Here is a 19,519-nt window from a genome sequence, read left to right on the forward strand (position 1 = left end):
TGGCCGGAAACTTTTGGGGAACTAGAAAATTTTCTATTTACATTTTCTTGTTTTAAGTTATAATAAATAAGGTTATTTATTTAATCATACGTGGCGGTTGTGGCGAAGAGGTTAACGCTCCGGATTGTGGCTCCGGCACTCGTGGGTTCAAGTCCCATCAGCCGCCCCATTTTTAACTACAGGTAAGTAGTTTTTTTATTTTTGGAATTATGTAAAATGAAATGCAACAAATCTTATTAGTCAAATAATACAATAAAAATCATAAAAAATCAATTATAAAAGGCATCGTGTAAATTCAAGCAGCAAATTCTGTCTCTTGTTAGATTGATAATAACACTCTTTTTAAGAAATGCAACTATTTTTTTCAAAAAAATAAAATATTTGTAAATTTGCCCTATTTTTAGCATATTTAAACACACTGAAAAATAATTTATTAAATTTTTCAAATAAACTTATTTAAAATTCTCTGAAAATACTTCTTTGGAAGTTTTTCAATTTAGAACAGGCCTTAATTTTTCATTTATAACATCATTGACTACTCAATCTATTTCTTGTTGAGCGACATTATTAAAATCAGTTCCCTTAGGAAATCATTGTCTAAGTTCAGAATTCATATATTCAATTAATGGTTTTTTTTGTGGTTTACCAGGGTCGCAAAAATAAATATTAGAACCAGTAATCTTTTCCATTTCTTCAAACTTACTAAATTCTTTTCCTCTATCTGTTATTATTCCTTTAATTTTTCCAACTAAACCATTAATTCTAACTATATGTTCAAGTTTTTCTAAAACTTCACTTGAATTATTTTTTTCTAATTTCATTGCAAAATAATTTTTACTATTTTGTTCAACTAATACTAAAACAGCAGATTGATGGTCTTTTCCAACTACCGTATCCATTTCAAATCAACCAACATTAGATTGTTTATTTTCAATATCTCATATTGACTTAAATTTATCATCTAATTTTCCACGATTTTCAGTTTTTCCTTTTCTTTTGTATTTTTTACCATGATGGCGTAAATTTTGTTTATTTAATCCTAATAAATTTAACTTAATTCATTTATATAAAGTTTTTTTACATGCTGGAAATTTAACACCAAACTTTTTTTTAAATTTTCTAATAATTTGTGATGGTGTATCATGATATTTATTAAATCTTACATTTAATCATTCTTTTTGTTCTTCTGTAAATTCAGGTAGTTTTTTAATAGATTTTTTTCGTTTTTTATAATAATCACCATGTGCTTTACGAGCATCATAATCTTCTATATTTTTAAATCTATTAATTTCTCTTTTAACAGTATTAACTGCACGACCCGTTTGCCTTGATATTTCAGATAAATTAAGTGTGCCATTTTTCTTTTTACAACTATCAGATAAAAATAAATCCTTAAAAAATCTTCGTTCATCAAATTTTACATGTATATAATCTTGCATTTTTTTCTGTCTCCAATCTTTTAATTTAATTTATAACATTAAATTAAAAAATTAAAATTATTATATTGACAAATATTTTTATAGGAATATAATATACGCAATAAACAGTATTTGAATTCTGTCTCTTAAAAACTGTTTATATTAAAAAATAAAAAGTAAAGTAATTTGCTTTTTTTTATTTTGATGTAAAATATAGATAATAAAAAAAGAGCCGAGTTGGTTCTTTTGTTACATTTTTATAGTATTGTTTACTCTTTTATTTAATCATATTGTTTAAATAATAGCAATTTTAATATGCAAAAAGGAGTAAAAAATGAAAGAATTTAATCCAAAAACAGCAAGTTTAAGCACAATTAAGCGTAAAATAGAAGAATTTTGAGCCGATAAGAAACACAATATTCCCTATACTTTGAATGATTTAACCAATAAATTCAACCTTTCTCGCAAGTGAAGATATGATACTTATGCGAGCGAAAAGATAGTTCCTTTAATTGAAAGACAAATTAATAGGATTGAAAGTGAAATAATTGAATATATGATGCGTTCACCTGATGGTGCTAAATTATATTGACAACGAGCATTTAATTATAAATATTCACTGCAAGAAAAACAGTTAGAACAAGAATTAAACTTAAATAATCAACAACCAATAATAGTTAATTTACAAACTGATATTAGAGATATTAAGAAAGAAAATGATAATAATGCTTAACCATTTTACTTATTTGTTAGAAACTCCTTATTGGTTATTACAAAATAGTAGTATTGGTAATAAATATCCATTTGCTAAGAAATATGAGTTAGTTAATGAAATTAATCAAATTGGAACACGATATAGTGGTAAGACTATTTCAAATATTAAAATGTTTGGTGAATTATTAAAAATTAGTTTATTAATTAAAGAACCAATTTGTATCATTGCTAGTATGTATTGAAGTAAAGATTTAAAAGATAGTGTATTTCAAAATATATGAAATATGTTAGATGAAAATCATATTCCTTATACTATTAATTTATCAAATTTTACTTTTACTTTATCAAATGGTAGCAAAATATATTGTAAAGGTTTACATTCACCAAGTCGTAAAGAAAAATTAAAAGCTTTTGCTGATTTGAATAAATATAAATTAGTTATTGATTGAAGAGAAGAATGTGACCAATTTCAACAAAAAGATTTAAGTGATTTAGAGTTTGCTATTCGTGGTTATCAAAATAAAATAACAATTAATACATGTAATCCTGAAAGTTTAAAACGATATATTGTTGGTTATTGTAATGAATTAATGCCTTTTGATGAAGAAATAATGCGTAGTAAATATGAGCAAATTAAGTATATTGAAAAATGAAATATGAAAATTATTATTCATTATTCTAGTTGAAGATTAAATTATGAATTACCACAAGATAAAGTTAATGAGCAATTAAGATTAGAACAATTAGATATTGAAAGAGCAAGAGTTTGGAGTTGAGGTTTACCAGGTAATACTAGTGGTTCAATCTTTGCAAGATATCTTGATATTATGCAAGCAACAGATATTATTCAACCAACTAAGTTATTAGGTGGTGTTGACTTAGCAAACTCTACTAGTCCTAAGGGACATACAACAGCAGCGAGTTTTTGAATATATAATTCATTTGATAAAAAAGCCTATAAAGTTGCTGAATATACACACTCAAATGCTACTCAACAATTTAAAGGACCATTAGAACAAGTAAAAGATATATTGGAGTTTTATAATAATCAATTAAATCAATATTTTAATTTAATACAACAAGGTATATCAATTAATGTTGATGATAGTGCTTATGCAACATTAGAAAGTTTAAACCGAGAGAAATACAATTATACTTTTGGTCAATACATGCATTTTAAACCAGCGCAAAAGCAGAAATTTAAAATAAAGCATCGTGTAGAAGCATTTACAATGTTAATTAATACTAATCAATTAAAATGATTATGAGAAAAATGTCCTGTAAGTAAAACACAATATGAATTAATTCAATGAGAAGATAAACCAGATGCTAGAGAAGAGAGAATGTTAGATTTATATGATGATACATTTGATAGTGATTTTTATGCTTTACACTTTGAATTAGTTAATATGGTTAAACATAATAGTTCAGCAGATTATAAATTATGACAACAAAGGGAGTGAATAACTTAATGAAAAAAGATATTTATGTAATACACGATGAAAGAGTAATTAATGCAAAAAGACCATATATGTCTGTTTGTGGACAAGTTAAAAAAAGACTTTGTCAAGAATTAAAAAAAGATAATATCGCAATATGTAAATTAAATTTATATAACGAATATATTAAGAAATATCAAAAAGTTAAAGTATGTGTACAAGTTTTAGCAAATGAACCTAGTTTATTAACAGTAAATATTATTAATTATGCACTTATTTTAAAATTAAAGGAGCAAAATAACAATGAATAATACTTTTCCTAGTTTACCAAACTTAAATGATATTAATAGTGTTTTAAAATTTTATAATTATGATTGAACTATTAATTTAGCCAATATTATTGCTCGTCATCAAATGCGATTAATAAATGGTAAAGATATTTTATTTAAATCTCATCGTAAAGACATTTTAGAAAAATTAAACTGATGATATGAAACTTATAAAATAAAAGAAAAATTAGATAAAAATGAATTAACAGCAAGTTTAATGGGTAAAACTATCTTTGGTTTATTAGAGACTAATGACGGCAATATTGATTTATGAATTAACCCTTTTAACTTTACATCACGTGTAAGTAAAATAAACGAAATTGAACAAGGTGCTGATATTTGATTAAATTATCATCAATCAGATAGTGGTTTTATTTTAAATTTAATTTGTACCAAAGATAAAATAGTTATTAAAGGTTGACCTAAAAATAATGAAGTAGTTGTTGGACAAAGTAAAACACAAATTAAAGATGGTGTTAGACCTGTTTTAGTACAAGAATTTAAAAACAAATTAGGTATTGTCCCTTTTTGAGAAATGATTAATTAACCTAATCCATTATTTTTATCAACTTCAACAACATTAAACCCATGGCCTACTATGGCAAATTGTTATAAATTACAATTTGATTTATAAGATAGTTTTAATATTAAATCAAAAGAAATATGAGCAAATCGTACTCATTGATATGGGGTATTAGATGATGATTTAATGACTGCTTATAACAAAGGTAATAAAAAAGTATTACAAGATGCTTTTGATGATATTTTTATTCAATCAGGTCAATCAGCAGTAGATGGTCAATTATCCCAATCTTTACAAGTAGTACAAGGTACACCAACCTTAGAAACATATACCGAAGACCAAAAAGTTATTATTGAACAAGTATACTTAGCATGTCATTTTTCTAGTCCTTTTGGTGATAAATCAGATAATGACCAAAATAAAACACAGTCATTATTAACTAAAACAAAAGACTTAGAAAAACAAGCATATTTACAAGCATATCGTAAGCAATACTATACTAAAATGTTTGATACTGTTTTAAAATATTATGGTTTATGAGATGGTGTTGGTGAACGAGAATATGGTTTTGATTTTGTTAGTGCTAGTTTAGTTGACCAAATGCGACAAAATGAACTAATTACTGCTAGATTAGATAATTGCACAATGGAACCAATAAGAGCAATTACTGAATATGATAATATTGATGAATTAGAAGCAACCAAATATTTTGAAAAAGTAGAAGCATGACAAGAAAAAATGCAAGCCAAAGAAATAAAACATAATAATAAATTACTAGAATATGATTAAACTGGTAATAATCAAAATGCAGTACAAGGTAGAACGGAAATTAAGGAGAATTAACAAATGAGTAGAATTAACCCAGGTGTTATGGAAGAATTAAGAAGACAGGCCCATGATACTTTAATAGATATTAGAGAAAATATACGAGATAATAGACATTGAATGGTATTTCCTTTTAATGTTTATAGCTCATATATACCTGATACTGAAACAGGTTGAAAACCTAATAATGCCAAACCAAGTGATTATGGTAGTTATACAAGAATATTTGATAATATGGAAAGTACTATTGCGCAATGACAAGATAGTTTAAAAATAGTACAAAAATATAAAGGTGAAGAAATTAATATATTAATGATTGATGATTTTAATAAACAACCAATTAACTCAACTATATGAGCCAATAATGAAACACCTTTTGCGATAAAATTAAAAGATGAAAATAATAATTTTTATTGAAAATTAATTGATGGTGAAAAAATTTATGATGTTAATAAAATGTTAGAATACTTAAATCAATATAAATTAAGTTATTTTATGAATAATGATAATAAAGCAGATAATTTTTATACAAAAGAAGTTAAAGTTGGTAAATATTGAGATGCTTATATGATTGATGATAGAAGTTCAATTCAATTTGGTGATGTTAAATTTGAACAAGTATTTACTCAACAATCAACCGAAAGACAATATACTTTATTAATTTTAGATGAAGATGCCGATAAATTAAATATTAATGATTATTATAATTTTTATACTGTATTTAATGATCGTGGATTAAATATTGGTGGTGGTGATATTAATTCTGCACCACAAGATAGACAATGATTATATCCATCAAATGTTATTAATTATTATTCACCTTATGATGGTAGTTTTTTATGACAAGAAATTACCTTTTCAAGTATTAATGACAAAATTAGTAATAGTGGTTTGGCAGTACGACAATTTATTCAAACATCAGCACCAGGTGAAGGTTATTGTTTTCCTAAAATAACTTATGATGAAAAACTAAATAAAGGTATTGTTGAATTAGATGAAGTTTTATTAAAAGACCCAGGTGTTAGAGCAATGGCAGTTAAATTTTATGGTAATCCTATCTTTTTTGATATGCCTGTTATTGGCCGGCCAATTATTAAAGGTCAATTTAATAAAAAAGTAATGAATTCAAGAGATTTATTAATGTATAACATGTATCCTGCCCCACCTGATAAAATAAATACTTATGCATCACCCGAAGTAAGTTGATATAACATTCAAGGGATACAACCAACTATTATTACTGGATATAAAGATTGAAAAGAACATATTCAATCAATGTCTGATTTTTGAATTGAAAAAAATAATGAGGGTATGGTAATAACAGATAAAGCAAGTTCAACAGCAACCAATCCGACTGTTGGAACAACTATTAAGTAAGAAAATTCAAATTCTAAACCTTATTGGTCTAAAAGTTGAATGATTACTCCACCAAATCAAGTAAAAGTAAATAGTGGAACTGTTAATAATATTATTAGTACCCAAGCGTCATCATATTTTAGAAGAAAAGATGAATTTGGTAATACTGTTGGAAGTGTTCAAATTGAATATAATAAAATGGGTTCGTGTAATGTTTGAGACATTTTAAATATGAATAATTTTATTAATCGCCAAATTACCGTATTAACTTTAAACTATACGCAAAAATTAGTCTTTAATCCTTTTACTATACCTGCTATTGGAAAGTTTTTAAACTTTGTTTCTTTTGGTATTCCTTGGGACTTAATTGGAAATTTAACAATTACCCAAGATGATAAATGACCTAATTTTCCATGACTTAATGGTTTTATGAGTGCTAATGTTTATAGTTTTTATAACGATGCCTTTTGAGGTGATAAGTCTGCTGGTAAAGGTTATTTACCATTTGAAATATTTAGAGAACAAGGAAATGATAAAATTGGTGCTATGATTGGTGCTAATGCCACTAGTTTTAGTTTTACTACTTTATTAACTGATAAATTTAAAGGGACTGTTTTAACTAATGATGGTAAACCAACCGAAGAATTAGTTTATTCAACTTATAATTTAAAACAATTAAATCCTAAAACTAACCGAGTTTATTTAATTAATGAACAAACCAAAGCAATTGATGCACAAACACCAGTTAGTGATAGTGAAAAAGATAATGATTGCGAATTCTTACAAACACCAGATGGTACAAATTGTAGTTATATAATTGATATGTTTTCAATCCAAGCATTATATAAAGGTAATTTTGAAATTATCTTTTATGCTGATAACCCATATACTAATAATTAAGAAGATTATTTACGATTATCAGTATGGAGTTTTCGTGGAAAAACAAAAAGTACATTAAATAATTATTTACGCGATATGACAACTAACTATAAAACTAGTTTCTTAATCCCACATGATTATGAAATACCAACATTTAATTACCCTGAATATGTTCTGCCACCAGTTCCATATAATTATCAAGAGTATACAAAGGATATTATTCCTTCTGATGTAGTACAACCATTAAAAACTAAAATTACAACACCAGAACAATGTAAACATTCAAATATTCCTAATAGTTATTTTAATTTATTTTCTGATGAGTTTAATTCTGCTTATTATGAGGTAGAAATTGACTTAAAACAAATTGACCCAACAATTCAAAGTATAAGTAAATTCCAAGATGCTTATAAAACTATTGAAATAAGTAATCTGAGTAATTTACAAGTTGAGTGTGGACCATGTGATATAGAAAATTTTATTCCAAATAGAAATGTTAATATTTTAGCAGGTTATTCTACTTGTGAATATAATTTTGGTACTTTATCTGATGCAAGTTTACAAGAAAGTGGTAGTTCACAAACTGATAAAGTTAATTTCCCAAATATTTTTAGAATAAATGATACTAAAGAAATAACTAATAATATTAAAACATTTACTACTGGTAAAACTAATGGTTTACCAAGTTATGATGATTATAAAAGTAGATATACTATTTCTTGAAGAAGATGACCAATTAACTTTTTAACTTGTATACTGTAAAACTAAATCATAAAAAGTTATAATTATATTAACATATTAATCATGAAATACAATAAAAAAGTAAAAAGTAGTAATAAAACTATTTTTTACTTTTTTATATTTTTATTAATTTATTTATTTTCGTTTGTTTTACTAATATTTTCAATATTGTCTGTTTTATTTTGTCTTTTATTTAAGTTTTGGAATGCTGTTTTTATTTCCTGAATTTCTTTATCATCATTTTTTAATAATTCAGGGTGACAATTTTTATAACTTAATTTAAGATGTTTTTTAACTATATTAAAATCAAGCACCTCAACTTCAATTTCATCACCAATATCAAAAAAATATTTAATATCTTTAACAAAATAATCTGAAACTTCACTAATATGGATTAAACCATCAGCCTTTTCTGCTCGACAAAAAGCACCATAGGGAGTAATATTTGTTATTTTTACAATAATTTTGTTATTTTTATCATACATATATTTTTTCTCCTTTACTAAAATTCTTTAATTTTGTCGAAAACTCTTGATATTTATAAAATATACCTAAAATTAGGTATATTTTTAATATATAGAGGTAAATAAATGATGAAAAAAATAATTACAGAATTAATAAATAGCTTAACAGATGATCAATTTTTAGAATTTTATGAAAAAATAAAACAACAAGCAGACTTAATTAAAAAACAAAAACGTTTAAATGAAATTGATCAAAAATTTAGAGATAAAGGCATTATATGTCCTAATTGCAAATCTTTTCATTGTGTTAAAAATGGTCATAATTCCGAAGGAAAACAAAAATATTTATGTAAAAAATGTCGTGCTAGTTTTGATGCATTTCGTCATCATTTTACTTATTGAAGTCATTTAAATTATGAACAGTGAAATTTATTAATTCAAATTTCATTGTTAGGACAATCTAGTAAAATAATTTCTCGTTTTATTAAAACAACCCCAAAAACCGCTTGATATAATCGACAAAAATTAATGCAATCAAAACAATTAGAAAATACACAGTTAAAATTTAAAAAATTAAATGGTCAAATCCAAATGGATGAAACATTTATTAAAGAAATTCATAAAGGCAATTTTAAAGATAAATTTGATAAACGAAAAACTCATCTCGATCCATTTTCAACTGATACCAAATGCTGTATTCAAATGGCAGTTGATAGCAATAATAATATTTTTGTTCAATCCACCAATACCAAAAGATTACAAAAACAATGGATTATTGAAAATATGAATAAGCAACTAATTAAAGAAAAATCAATAATTATTTCTGATATGCAACCACTATATTTATTAGTAGCAAAACAAACAAATTCTACTCTATATTCCACCAAAACTAGTACAAACCCTGATACTAGTTATCAAAAGTTAAATAAGATTAGTAAATTACAATCCAGTCTTAAAGAAGCCTTAATTCATTATCATGGTTTGGGTTTCACTAATATTCAAAATTATTTAAAGCTCTGAAAATGAAAATACCAACACAAAGGTTTAACACCAAACCAACAATCAACGGTATTATATTTTAACGTTTAAAAAATTTAAAGCAAAATCATAATCTTACACAAAATTAGTTTTCAAATTGTCATATTGATGATTTTTTTTATTTCATCAAGAGTTTTCGACAAAATTAAAGTTTTCATTTATAAAATTCTTTTCCTCTATCTGTTAAAATACAACTAAATTTATTAATACCAATTTGTCTAATCATTTTCATTAAAACCATTAACACAATACTTGCTTTTTTAGTAAATAAAATATCATAAAAAACTATTTTAGATTTCCGATTTACTAAAACTAACAAATGAAAATTACCACAATCAAGGGTATCCATTTCTCAAATTCCACTAAAACTTAAATCATCTCCATAATCATTTAAAAATTGCTTATAATCTCTAATATTAAGCAATACACCACGATTATCATTTTTTTCACCATTTTTAGTTTTTCGCTTTTTATTTTTAAAATACAAATTATTTTTTGATAAATTAAAATAACCTAATCTAATATATTTATACATTGTTTTAAAACATACACTAAATTTTACATTATATTGTAATTCATACGACATAATAATATTTTGTGGCGAACGACCAAAATTATTATATTCATTAGAAAAATGACTTAATTCTTGTGAATTTAACATTGAATATTTACGACATTGTTTTTTGTTTTTATCATGTATTTTTTGTGCTTTTGCAGCATTATAATCACCAATATTATCAAACATATTTAATTCTTGCCAAATAGTTCTATAATCTCTATTCATTTGCTTAGCAATTTTTCGAATATTAATTGTTCCATTTTTCTTTTTAAATAATTCATTGTTTTTTAATTTTTCCAAATTTACTCTTTCATTAATATCTAATCTTTCATATTTTTTCACACTTTACCTCCTAAAATATTAAAATATGTTATAATTTACTTAAAATAATTATAGCATTTTAAGTAAGGAGTTAAATATATGAAAAAATGACTTAGCATTTTAGGAGCAATCGGATTAACAGCAACAAGTACAACAACATTAATTAGTTGTGAAAAACCAAATAACAATGAAAACGGAGGGGGTAATAAACCGAAACCTACACCTGAACCACAACAACCACAAGAACCACCAATTGGAAGTAATTGAAAATGATATTCAGGAGATGAATTGAACCATGGACCAACTAATAAATGATATATATTAATATCTAAATCAACTAATTCAACTGATGCAGTATATGCAATACATTTAATTCATTTTACAACAAGTACAAGTATTAGAACAACATATCCATTTTTAAAGTCAATATACAGATGAGAAGAACTAAATAAACCAGCTCTACCAATAATTGATAATAAAACAGGTAAAATTACTGATTGAAAAGAATAAAAGGACCTATAAGTCCTTTTTTATATTAATCGAACAAATTTCATAAAAATAATTAATAGGAATATATTTGTTATTGTGTTATATAATGCTGGACTAAATTTTCATACTTCGAATGTTTGATTAAAAAAACTATATATTGTTTGAAATATTTTACCAACTCCGCTTGCTAATTCATTCACTTGCTTAACACCAGGAATATTATTTACAATTCAAATTGCCGCATTTCTAATATGACACGCTAAATTATATCAACTACAACTTTCATATTGTGCTTGTCATCATTGCCCATCAGGAAATAATCCACCATTATTTATTTCTTGTCAGTTATAAATACCAAAATTAAAATCATAATAACGATACATATCATTTTCTTTTTGTGCTTGTAATTCAAAAACATTATAACCAATTTTTTGTTCTTCAATCTTTTTATATTTTAAACCATATTTATCTTTTAAAGCACCTTCAAAAATATAACCTTCATTTTGATTAATATTATAATCATTTGCAACAGAAAAATCATAATTAAATACATTACCATAGTTAATGTTATAAAATCGTTTTTTAAATGCTGAATACAATTTAATATCTAGTTGCTTATATTTATCAGAAAAATAAAAATAACGAGGATAAATCTTAAAACCATTATTTGCTAATAAACCATATTTTTTATTATAACCTTGCACATAAGTATTGTTTTCTAAGTCAAAAATTGTTCGTAAATAATCTTTATAAAAATTTTGGGAAACCGTAAACATACTATTTAATAGTTTTTCAAATTGATTTTTATTAGTATTAGTTTCATCAATTAAAACATCTCTAAAATTAATCAATTTTAAACCAAAAAAATTAATTAAAACAGTATCATACTGTAAATTATCAATATAACCACTTTCAATAAAATTACTGCGATTTTGAAATACAGGTACCAAAGCATGGGTAAAAAAGGCTTTTAAAAATTTATTAATCTCAATTTGACCTTTCATCTGTTCAAAAACCATTTTACCAATATTAGGAGTATTATCTTGATTATAATTATATGTTTCAACACTAAAATTAAAGATACTATCTTTTTCTTTCATAAAAGTAAACAAAAAACCTAAATCATCAGTATATCGATAACTATTTGCATTATTACCATCCCAATATTGTTTAAGATGTGTTAATTCTAAACTACCAGCAATAATATTTTTATGTTCATCAATCGTTAAAATCATTCGATAAATTGATTTTCTAGTTAAAATAATACTAGGTTTTCAGTCCAATTTTTCCATATTATTAATAATTTCAAAATCAAAGATTATTCTTTGAATGCCTAAATTTGAATCATCATAATCAGGATTACCACCTTGCTGTATTCTAATATTTTCTTGAACAATTACATAAATATACTTTAATAAAAAAGAACGAACCTTTTGATAATCATTATCAGTATAAAAAAGAAGATTACCTTGATTATCTATTTCAGGAACTTGTTTATCAGTTGGAATACTTGTATTTTCTCATCTGTATATTGACTTTAAAAATGGATATGTTGTTCTAATACTTGTACTTGTTGTAAAATGAATTAAATGTATTGCATATACTGCATCAGTTGAATTAGTTGATTTAGATATTAATATATATCATTTATTAGTTGGTCCATGGTTCAATTCATCTCCTGAATATCATTTTCAATTCTGAAATTTTAAATTAACTTGTTGCAAATTGTCAATACTTTTTTCTAATTTATTAATTATTTCAACAGTATTAAAATACTTAGCAAAAGAATAAGAAAAATTTGTTAATTCTTTTAGAAATTGTTTTTTATCAACATCATAAAATTTATCAATGTTATATTGTTTAACATAACTATCTCAATTTTTGTATAAATCCATAAATTCATTACTGGGTTTATCAAATGAAATCCCCGTTGAATAACTATCCTTTAAAAAATCTAAATATCATTTATCATTATAAGTTAATGATTGCGATGTTTTTAAAGTTGGATTAATAAAATAATTGGTTTCAGACCAATTTTCAAAAAAACTACTGCGTAAAAACATTGTATTAATAAAATCAGTTTCATTCATTCCTGTTGTTTGTTGATTAACAGTATAATTTTGTTGATTTAACGGTTTAAATGCTGTTAAAGTAATAAAAGGAATAATTAAACCTAAAAGCCCTAAAAGTCCTATTGAAAATAAAGAAAATAATTTTTTCATAAATAACTCCTAACTATATAATGTTTTTGAAACAATAAACCCAACAATATATAAACTTGATATTGTTAACATTAACGGATGACTAAACAAAATTGCCATCTTACCAAATAAAGAAAGTAAAAAAGTATCTGAGTTATATAAATCCATAATAATATTTTTTGCTGATGTTAATTGATTAATAATAACTGTAATAAAACCAGTACCAAATATAGCAATTGCCGCAACCAATAAAACTAGTCTAATCATTATTTATGCACTCTCCGATATCCTTGTTCTCTTGTTTTTGCTTGTTTTGCTAAACTTGATAATTGTTGTTTATTACGATTAATTTTAAACTGTTTACGCTCTGTAATATGTTTTTGCATACCTTGTTTAGTATCTGAAACTCCACGAGCAGTCGCAGAATAAATATTTGATACCCCCGTTTGTACTATTGAACCTAATTCGTTATATTGTGTTCTTGTGTCGTGAATTGCATAAATTGATAACTTAACAACCATAAAAAAAATAATAAAATAAGCAATTGTTGTATTTGTCATTGGTAATTTAGTATTTCAAATTACATCAAAAATAAACAAAAAAACATCAAAAATAAAACTAAAAATCTTATCTCAATTACTACTTTCTGACAACAAATTAATCATTTTTATCACTTCCTTTTTCTTTTTTAGGTTTTAAATTCTTTTTCAAAATATCAATATCAAACAATTCTAACCGCTCTTTAACACTCAATTTAGTAATTTCTGACCAATAGTATTCTTTGTTATTAATTATTTCATCATTTTTTAAATCACGAACAAACTTTAATCATTGACTATCATATTTCTGTGCAAATTCTAACGGAATAATTATTTTAAAAAACCGAATTCCTAAACCAACATCTGACTTATGTTTTACTCGTTTACCTTCTGCTGTTCGTTCTACTGATTTTGTTTTTCAAATTTCATAATCCGTAATATCTTGAAAAATACCAATTCGCATAATAAAGAAACGATTAAAAAAATTAAATCCTTTTTTAGCAATCGGTTTTTTAAGTGAAATTGGAATAATAATACCACTTGCTAATTGTCGGATATTATTTCAAATCATACCCTCACGCTGTGCTGTAAACAAAGCACGATTACCAAAATGTCTTGCTAAAACAATTCACGGAATTTTACCACTATGGACTTTTTTCTCATCGTGAGGACTAGTTCCATCAATATATAAATAACTTTCATCAAATAAAATAACACTATCATCAGGGGGAACTGGTTTTGTTCTATCTGTAAAATCTAAATTTTTAAATGTTAAAACTTTAACTTTCTCATCTTCTAACGGATAATTACTATAAATTTTATCTGTTAATAATTTCATAGTTTGTGATAAATAAGTTAAAAGTAAAGTTTTTCCGGTTCCTAATTTACCAATAATAACTGATAACGGATTATCTCAAACAAAACTTACTAACCGAAAAGCATTTAACTGATAAAATATGTTTTTTCAAACTCATCATACAAAATAAACACATTGCAAAGCAAATAATAATCAAAATACTAAACCAGTATAATTTAATGAAATTATTCAAAATAACAAATCAATTAAACTAAACAAAATCATTGAACTACTAATATAACAATAATTTTTTAAGAAAAATACAAACTTTTTCATTATTTAAAATACCCAACTATTTTAAAAATCATTCATAACAAAAACCAAGTTAAAAATAAAATAACAACTCAAACACCAACCATCAAAGTTAAATATTCATTCTGTGTCAAAGTCCAAGTTGTAATACTTTCAACATTTGTTTTATTTATAAACAAAAAGACATGAATAAAAAACTCTTTTAATTTTTCTCAATCATTTTGCATTTTTAAAAACTCCACATTTTTTGAATAAGTTTAAAAAACATCCCAAAAAATAAAACGATAAATAATACAAACGATATAACATATAAAAATTCAGGGGCATTTGAACCAAAAATATAACTAACAAATTGAACTCAATAGTCATATAAACTCATTTAATTTAAACTTTCTAAATCATTAATTAATTCTTGCTCTTTTTCAACACTTCAATTTGTTAAATTATTATTGTTATTATTTACTTTTACTTTTTTAGGTTCATTTGAAAATAATGCTTTGTGCATACGATTAAAATAATTTTGTTTATATTGATTATACAAATTAATTAATTCTGTTCCAGTTAAATACTTTCAAATATGACGTTTTAAATTTTCATCATATTTTACAATAGGATAAGAATTATCATAAATCAAACCGATTGCTACTTGTTCTGAGTGTTTTTCACTCGGATAAATAAATTTATTACTCAACCAAAAACCAATATGACGATTATGATTAGGTAAATTTATAAAAATTGCTTTTTCTGTTTCAAAAACTATCAACTCTTTACGAATAAAATAATTTTCTATATTTTGATTTTTCTTAACAAAATTACTCAATTTTATCAACTCCTAACTAAATATTTATTTAATAAACAATGTTATATTTAATGTTTATATATTGTTTACTTATTGATAAAAACACTGATTATTAACAATGTTATACATAATGCTATATATTGTTTATTTAATGTTTAATAAACAATGTTATTAACAATGTTAAATATATAAAATAATAAAAATTGACACACTGAAAAATACTATTAAGTTTTAAAATAATAGTTATACAAAATAAATTAATAAAAAATAAATAAACTAGTGTGCCTTAGTTTCTTATTACTAAAATCCTTTGACCATAACACGGAAAAAGTTTAATATTTTAACAATAACAAAAATACCAAATGGAATTAAAATAATTCACGCATCACCTAAAAAAGTCATTAATTGTGGTAATACAGCATAAATTGCTTCTTTAACTTTCATCATCGCTTGCCCTAATCCACTTCAAATAGAACCCATTCCATCTGAAATAGTAGGTGGAGTATCTGCTGCTAAAAAATTAATTGCTGTTGTTAAATACATCCCTAACATTATTTTTTATCCTCCTTGTTTTCAATTTCTTTTTTATCTTTTTTCTTACCTCGAATTTGGCGAATTTTCTGATAAATTGATAAACCAATTCACGCAAAAATACCTAATATAATAACAACACTAAATATTGTCGTTAATCAAACTGGCATAATATATCTCCTTTCAATAAATTAAAAAATTGAAATTTGCAAACTCGCTCCGCCCGTTGTCGCTTTGCTCCACTTAAAAAACATTATTGAATAAATTATCCGCTAATAAATTACGCGGAATAATTTATTCTTTTACTTTTTAATTTCAATATCTTTTACAATCTTATTGACAGTATTAATAACAATATCTTTACCATACTTTTTCACTAATGACCGCAAAATTAAATATTGCTTTGTTTGCATAATTTCAACCTCCTATAATTAACTTAAAAAAGTTAACTAAATTAATAGTTAACTTTTTATGATTTGGCATTTACAATTTACAACTCAAATAACAAAATTATCTAATAATGATAATAACAAAATTAGAGAAACATATATACAAGCATATTATACTAATGATGTAAAATTAAAAATTAGATTTTCAAAAATATTATTTATTCAACTATCAGGATATTGTGAAACAAATCATACTTCATGAGGTAATGATAAAGATATAACAATAGATATTAATAATCCAAATGTTTTAGGTATTAGAAATAAGAGCGATAGTTCTGTTAAAATTATAATTAAACCAAGATAAAAGAAAAAGAGATTTTACATCTCTTTTTTATTCGCCACTAACTTTTACAGTACCATCTTTATCAATATCTAAATTAGGTAAATTTTGTTTTTCACCATTTCAACGATAAACAAATTTAAAATAATTACCATGATATATTCTTCAAGGCCAGTTTGTCATATTAGATGGTTCATAAACATTTAAATCAACTTCATATTTTAAACTATAACGATGTAATTCAAGTTTATATTCATCTTTTTGTTCTAAAACTTTAAAACTATCCTTATTTTGTATTTCTTCATTATTTTTAAATTTGGTGATATTTCAATTTTTACCTTTTCATACAACATAATATCATTTATTATCAACTGTATTAAATGGCATTTCTTGTGGTGCTATTCATTCTAAATTGTCTTTAATTTCTTTGTTTTCAGTATCTATTTTATGTTTTTCTTTTAGTTCTTTTAATTGTTGTTCTGTATATTGTGGTGTATTACAAGCAACTAAACTGGTTGTACTGGTTCCTATTAAAGTGATTGTTCCCAAAAGACTTAATATTTTTTTCATTATCTAATGTTTTTTAAATATTCAGTTAAACCGTTTTTTTCATTTTGCATAGATTTTTTTTCTTTAATTATACGTCTAATTTTTTCCCTAGATTCATCTAAATATCTTAAATATCCTGTATCATAATTTTCTGCATATAATTTATTATAATTTTCCATTTTTTTTCTTTCATCTGTTTCTTCTAAAATTTTATTTTCAATTTCATTTTCTAAATAATATATCTTTTGTTGAATTTGTCTTATTTCATCATTAATATTTATTAATTTATTTTCTTCATAAGAATTGGCAGCAATTGTGGTTGGTATAGTAGTCCCACTAATTGTTAATACACTTAATAAACTAAGTAATTTTTTCATACTTGTATTTCTCCTTTTCTTATCTTGAAACTTTTTATCAAGATCTAATTGTATTATATATATAAGCAAGCAAAATATTATGAATTATTTTAAAAATTTATCTTGAAAAATAGCTCTTATGACGCGTTTTAAGGGATAAATTAGCAATGAAATATATTAAGTTTATTTTATAATAAATATATAAATATATAAATATATATATTAATATTTATATTATATTAAATATTATTAAAATATAGATAAATGACTTTATAAATGATATAATTTATATGTAAGTCCTAAGTAATTACGGTTTCGGGTATCCGGATGACCTAATCGCATTGTAAATGCGGGTAACCTTAGGCATTTTTTTATTTTATTTGTTTATTATTTTTATACATAAAGTATTGCTTTAATTTTGTCGAAAACTCTTGATGAAATAAAAAAAATCATCAATATGACAATTTGAAAACTAATTTTGTGTAAGATTATGATTTTGCTTTAAATTTTTTAAACGTTAAAATATAATACCGTTGATTGTTGGTTTGGTGTTAAACCTTTGTGTTGGTATTTTCATTTTCAGAGCTTTAAATAATTTTGAATATTAGTGAAACCCAAACCATGATAATGAATTAAGGCTTCTTTAAGACTGGATTGTAATTTACTAATCTTATTTAACTTTTGATAACTAGTATCAGGGTTTGTACTAGTTTTGGTGGAATATAGAGTAGAATTTGTTTGTTTTGCTACTAATAAATATAGTGGTTGCATATCAGAAATAATTATTGATTTTTCTTTAATTAGTTGCTTATTCATATTTTCAATAATCCATTGTTTTTGTAATCTTTTGGTATTGGTGGATTGAACAAAAATATTATTATTGCTATCAACTGCCATTTGAATACAGCATTTGGTATCAGTTGAAAATGGATCGAGATGAGTTTTTCGTTTATCAAATTTATCTTTAAAATTGCCTTTATGAATTTCTTTAATAAATGTTTCATCCATTTGGATTTGACCATTTAATTTTTTAAATTTTAACTGTGTATTTTCTAATTGTTTTGATTGCATTAATTTTTGTCGATTATATCAAGCGGTTTTTGGGGTTGTTTTAATAAAACGAGAAATTATTTTACTAGATTGTCCTAACAATGAAATTTGAATTAATAAATTTCACTGTTCATAATTTAAATGACTTCAATAAGTAAAATGATGACGAAATGCATCAAAACTAGCACGACATTTTTTACATAAATATTTTTGTTTTCCTTCGGAATTATGACCATTTTTAACACAATGAAAAGATTTGCAATTAGGACATATAATGCCTTTATCTCTAAATTTTTGATCAATTTCATTTAAACGTTTTTGTTTTTTAATTAAGTCTGCTTGTTGTTTTATTTTTTCATAAAATTCTAAAAATTGATCATCTGTTAAGCTATTTATTAATTCTGTAATTATTTTTTTCATCATTTATTTACCTCTATATATTAAAAATATACCTAATTTTAGGTATATTTTATAAATATCAAGAGTTTTCGACAAAATTAAAGAAGATTTTGATATTGGTTGTGGAATTGTTGTATCATCTAGTAAAGGTTTTTCAGGTTGG

The 19,519-nt window shown here is 24.1% G+C and carries 24 protein-coding genes, 1 tRNA gene and 1 pseudogene; 12 read left to right on the top strand and 14 right to left on the bottom strand.

The features are described from left to right. Window positions 1-93: 93 nt before the first annotated feature. Window positions 94-169: transfer RNA gene (locus ACOBME_RS06155), tRNA-His, on the top strand. A gap of 283 nt (window positions 170-452) precedes the next feature. Here ACOBME_RS06155 and ACOBME_RS06160 read toward each other — a convergent pair. Next, window positions 453-1,439, bottom strand: a complete 987-nt coding sequence (locus ACOBME_RS06160; protein WP_338964882.1) for an IS30 family transposase — start codon at window positions 1,437-1,439, stop codon at window positions 453-455. Between the two features lie 313 nt (window positions 1,440-1,752). On the opposite strand from ACOBME_RS06160, the gene ACOBME_RS06165 reads away from it, so the two are divergent. From ACOBME_RS06165 to ACOBME_RS06200, 8 genes are all read left to right on the top strand, one after another. Beyond that, entirely contained in the window at window positions 1,753-2,151 is a 399-nt protein-coding gene (locus tag ACOBME_RS06165) for a hypothetical protein (RefSeq protein ID WP_338964885.1), read from the top strand. Continuing rightward, the gene (locus ACOBME_RS06170) at window positions 2,144-3,604 is read left to right on the top strand and encodes a PBSX family phage terminase large subunit (RefSeq protein WP_419334685.1); all 1,461 of its coding nucleotides are present in this window, start codon (window positions 2,144-2,146) and stop codon (window positions 3,602-3,604) included. Before ACOBME_RS06165 ends, ACOBME_RS06170 begins: the two co-directional genes overlap by 8 nt. Then, window positions 3,604-3,882, top strand: a complete 279-nt coding sequence (locus tag ACOBME_RS06175; RefSeq protein ID WP_338963373.1) for a hypothetical protein — start codon at window positions 3,604-3,606, stop codon at window positions 3,880-3,882. Before ACOBME_RS06170 ends, ACOBME_RS06175 begins: the two co-directional genes overlap by 1 nt. After that, window positions 3,875-4,447, top strand: coding sequence for a hypothetical protein (locus ACOBME_RS06180; RefSeq protein ID WP_338964890.1), 573 nt, complete (start codon window positions 3,875-3,877; stop codon window positions 4,445-4,447). The genes ACOBME_RS06175 and ACOBME_RS06180 overlap by 8 nt, the downstream gene beginning before the upstream one ends. A 162-nt stretch (window positions 4,448-4,609) precedes the next feature. Next, window positions 4,610-5,212 carry a hypothetical protein gene (locus tag ACOBME_RS06185; RefSeq protein ID WP_419334687.1) on the top strand — a complete coding sequence of 201 codons (603 nt, stop codon included), beginning with the start codon at window positions 4,610-4,612 and terminating at the stop codon, window positions 5,210-5,212. 57 nt (window positions 5,213-5,269) lie between these two features. Beyond that, on the top strand, window positions 5,270-6,625 hold the full coding sequence (locus tag ACOBME_RS06190) for a hypothetical protein (protein WP_419334689.1): 1,356 nt from the start codon (window positions 5,270-5,272) through the stop codon (window positions 6,623-6,625). A 39-nt stretch (window positions 6,626-6,664) separates the two neighbouring features. Next, window positions 6,665-7,504 carry a hypothetical protein gene (locus ACOBME_RS06195; RefSeq protein ID WP_419334691.1) on the top strand — a complete coding sequence of 280 codons (840 nt, stop codon included), beginning with the start codon at window positions 6,665-6,667 and terminating at the stop codon, window positions 7,502-7,504. 75 nt (window positions 7,505-7,579) lie between these two features. Next, window positions 7,580-8,245 carry a hypothetical protein gene (locus ACOBME_RS06200; RefSeq protein ID WP_419334692.1) on the top strand — a complete coding sequence of 222 codons (666 nt, stop codon included), beginning with the start codon at window positions 7,580-7,582 and terminating at the stop codon, window positions 8,243-8,245. Between the two features lie 110 nt (window positions 8,246-8,355). On the opposite strand, the gene ACOBME_RS06205 is transcribed toward ACOBME_RS06200, so the two are convergent. Beyond that, the gene (locus ACOBME_RS06205) at window positions 8,356-8,709 is read right to left on the bottom strand and encodes a S1 RNA-binding domain-containing protein (RefSeq protein WP_338964901.1); all 354 of its coding nucleotides are present in this window, start codon (window positions 8,707-8,709) and stop codon (window positions 8,356-8,358) included. Window positions 8,710-8,814: 105 nt separating this feature from the next. On the opposite strand from ACOBME_RS06205, the gene ACOBME_RS06210 reads away from it, so the two are divergent. Continuing rightward, window positions 8,815-9,777 carry an IS1/IS1595 family N-terminal zinc-binding domain-containing protein gene (locus ACOBME_RS06210; protein ID WP_338963247.1) on the top strand — a complete coding sequence of 321 codons (963 nt, stop codon included), beginning with the start codon at window positions 8,815-8,817 and terminating at the stop codon, window positions 9,775-9,777. 100 nt (window positions 9,778-9,877) lie between these two features. Here ACOBME_RS06210 and ACOBME_RS06215 read toward each other — a convergent pair. Continuing rightward, a pseudogene (locus ACOBME_RS06215) lies at window positions 9,878-10,627 on the bottom strand (IS30 family transposase); the annotation flags it as partial. A gap of 78 nt (window positions 10,628-10,705) precedes the next feature. Between ACOBME_RS06215 and ACOBME_RS06220 the strand changes: the two are divergent. Then, complete coding sequence (locus ACOBME_RS06220; RefSeq protein WP_419334696.1) at window positions 10,706-11,116, top strand: lipoprotein; 411 nt, start codon at window positions 10,706-10,708, stop codon at window positions 11,114-11,116. Window positions 11,117-11,136: 20 nt separating this feature from the next. Here the strand turns inward: ACOBME_RS06220 and ACOBME_RS06225 are convergent, their stop codons facing one another. The 8 genes from ACOBME_RS06225 to ACOBME_RS06260 form a co-directional block, all read right to left on the bottom strand. Then, entirely contained in the window at window positions 11,137-13,317 is a 2,181-nt protein-coding gene (locus tag ACOBME_RS06225) for a spiroplasma phage ORF1-like family protein (protein WP_419334697.1), read from the bottom strand. Window positions 13,318-13,326: 9 nt separating this feature from the next. Then, complete coding sequence (locus ACOBME_RS06230) at window positions 13,327-13,563, bottom strand: hypothetical protein (protein ID WP_004027616.1); 237 nt, start codon at window positions 13,561-13,563, stop codon at window positions 13,327-13,329. Next, a complete protein-coding gene (locus tag ACOBME_RS06235) occupies window positions 13,563-13,961 on the bottom strand; it encodes a hypothetical protein (protein WP_419334699.1) in 399 nt (132 codons plus the stop codon). Before ACOBME_RS06235 ends, ACOBME_RS06230 begins: the two co-directional genes overlap by 1 nt. After that, window positions 13,954-14,967: a hypothetical protein gene (locus ACOBME_RS06240; RefSeq protein WP_338963280.1), complete on the bottom strand. Its 1,014-nt coding sequence runs from the start codon at window positions 14,965-14,967 to the stop codon at window positions 13,954-13,956. Before ACOBME_RS06240 ends, ACOBME_RS06235 begins: the two co-directional genes overlap by 8 nt. Continuing rightward, window positions 14,967-15,170: a DUF2649 family protein gene (locus ACOBME_RS06245; RefSeq protein WP_338964909.1), complete on the bottom strand. Its 204-nt coding sequence runs from the start codon at window positions 15,168-15,170 to the stop codon at window positions 14,967-14,969. Before ACOBME_RS06245 ends, ACOBME_RS06240 begins: the two co-directional genes overlap by 1 nt. Before the next feature lie 152 nt (window positions 15,171-15,322). Continuing rightward, window positions 15,323-15,763: a DUF3627 domain-containing protein gene (locus ACOBME_RS06250; protein ID WP_338964911.1), complete on the bottom strand. Its 441-nt coding sequence runs from the start codon at window positions 15,761-15,763 to the stop codon at window positions 15,323-15,325. A 279-nt stretch (window positions 15,764-16,042) separates the two neighbouring features. Further along, window positions 16,043-16,294 carry a hypothetical protein gene (locus ACOBME_RS06255; RefSeq protein WP_126821078.1) on the bottom strand — a complete coding sequence of 84 codons (252 nt, stop codon included), beginning with the start codon at window positions 16,292-16,294 and terminating at the stop codon, window positions 16,043-16,045. Then, window positions 16,294-16,443 carry a hypothetical protein gene (locus ACOBME_RS06260; protein WP_004027793.1) on the bottom strand — a complete coding sequence of 50 codons (150 nt, stop codon included), beginning with the start codon at window positions 16,441-16,443 and terminating at the stop codon, window positions 16,294-16,296. The genes ACOBME_RS06255 and ACOBME_RS06260 overlap by 1 nt, the downstream gene beginning before the upstream one ends. Window positions 16,444-16,744: 301 nt before the next feature. Between ACOBME_RS06260 and ACOBME_RS06265 the strand changes: the two genes are divergently transcribed. Beyond that, window positions 16,745-17,026, top strand: a complete 282-nt coding sequence (locus tag ACOBME_RS06265) for a hypothetical protein (RefSeq protein ID WP_338964914.1) — start codon at window positions 16,745-16,747, stop codon at window positions 17,024-17,026. A 27-nt stretch (window positions 17,027-17,053) separates the two neighbouring features. On the opposite strand, the gene ACOBME_RS06270 is transcribed toward ACOBME_RS06265, so the two are convergent. The 3 genes from ACOBME_RS06270 to ACOBME_RS06280 form a co-directional block, all read right to left on the bottom strand. Further along, window positions 17,054-17,572, bottom strand: a complete 519-nt coding sequence (locus tag ACOBME_RS06270) for a lipoprotein (protein WP_419334701.1) — start codon at window positions 17,570-17,572, stop codon at window positions 17,054-17,056. After that, on the bottom strand, window positions 17,572-17,928 hold the full coding sequence (locus tag ACOBME_RS06275) for a hypothetical protein (protein WP_338964922.1): 357 nt from the start codon (window positions 17,926-17,928) through the stop codon (window positions 17,572-17,574). The genes ACOBME_RS06270 and ACOBME_RS06275 overlap by 1 nt, the downstream gene beginning before the upstream one ends. Before the next feature lie 489 nt (window positions 17,929-18,417). Beyond that, window positions 18,418-19,380: an IS1/IS1595 family N-terminal zinc-binding domain-containing protein gene (locus ACOBME_RS06280; protein ID WP_338963247.1), complete on the bottom strand. Its 963-nt coding sequence runs from the start codon at window positions 19,378-19,380 to the stop codon at window positions 18,418-18,420. Window positions 19,381-19,519: the final 139 nt, after the last annotated feature.

The sequence above is a fragment of the Spiroplasma endosymbiont of Sarcophaga variegata genome (assembly GCF_965178695.1).
GTDB lineage: Bacteria > Bacillota_I > Bacilli_A > Mycoplasmatales > Mycoplasmataceae > Spiroplasma > Spiroplasma poulsonii.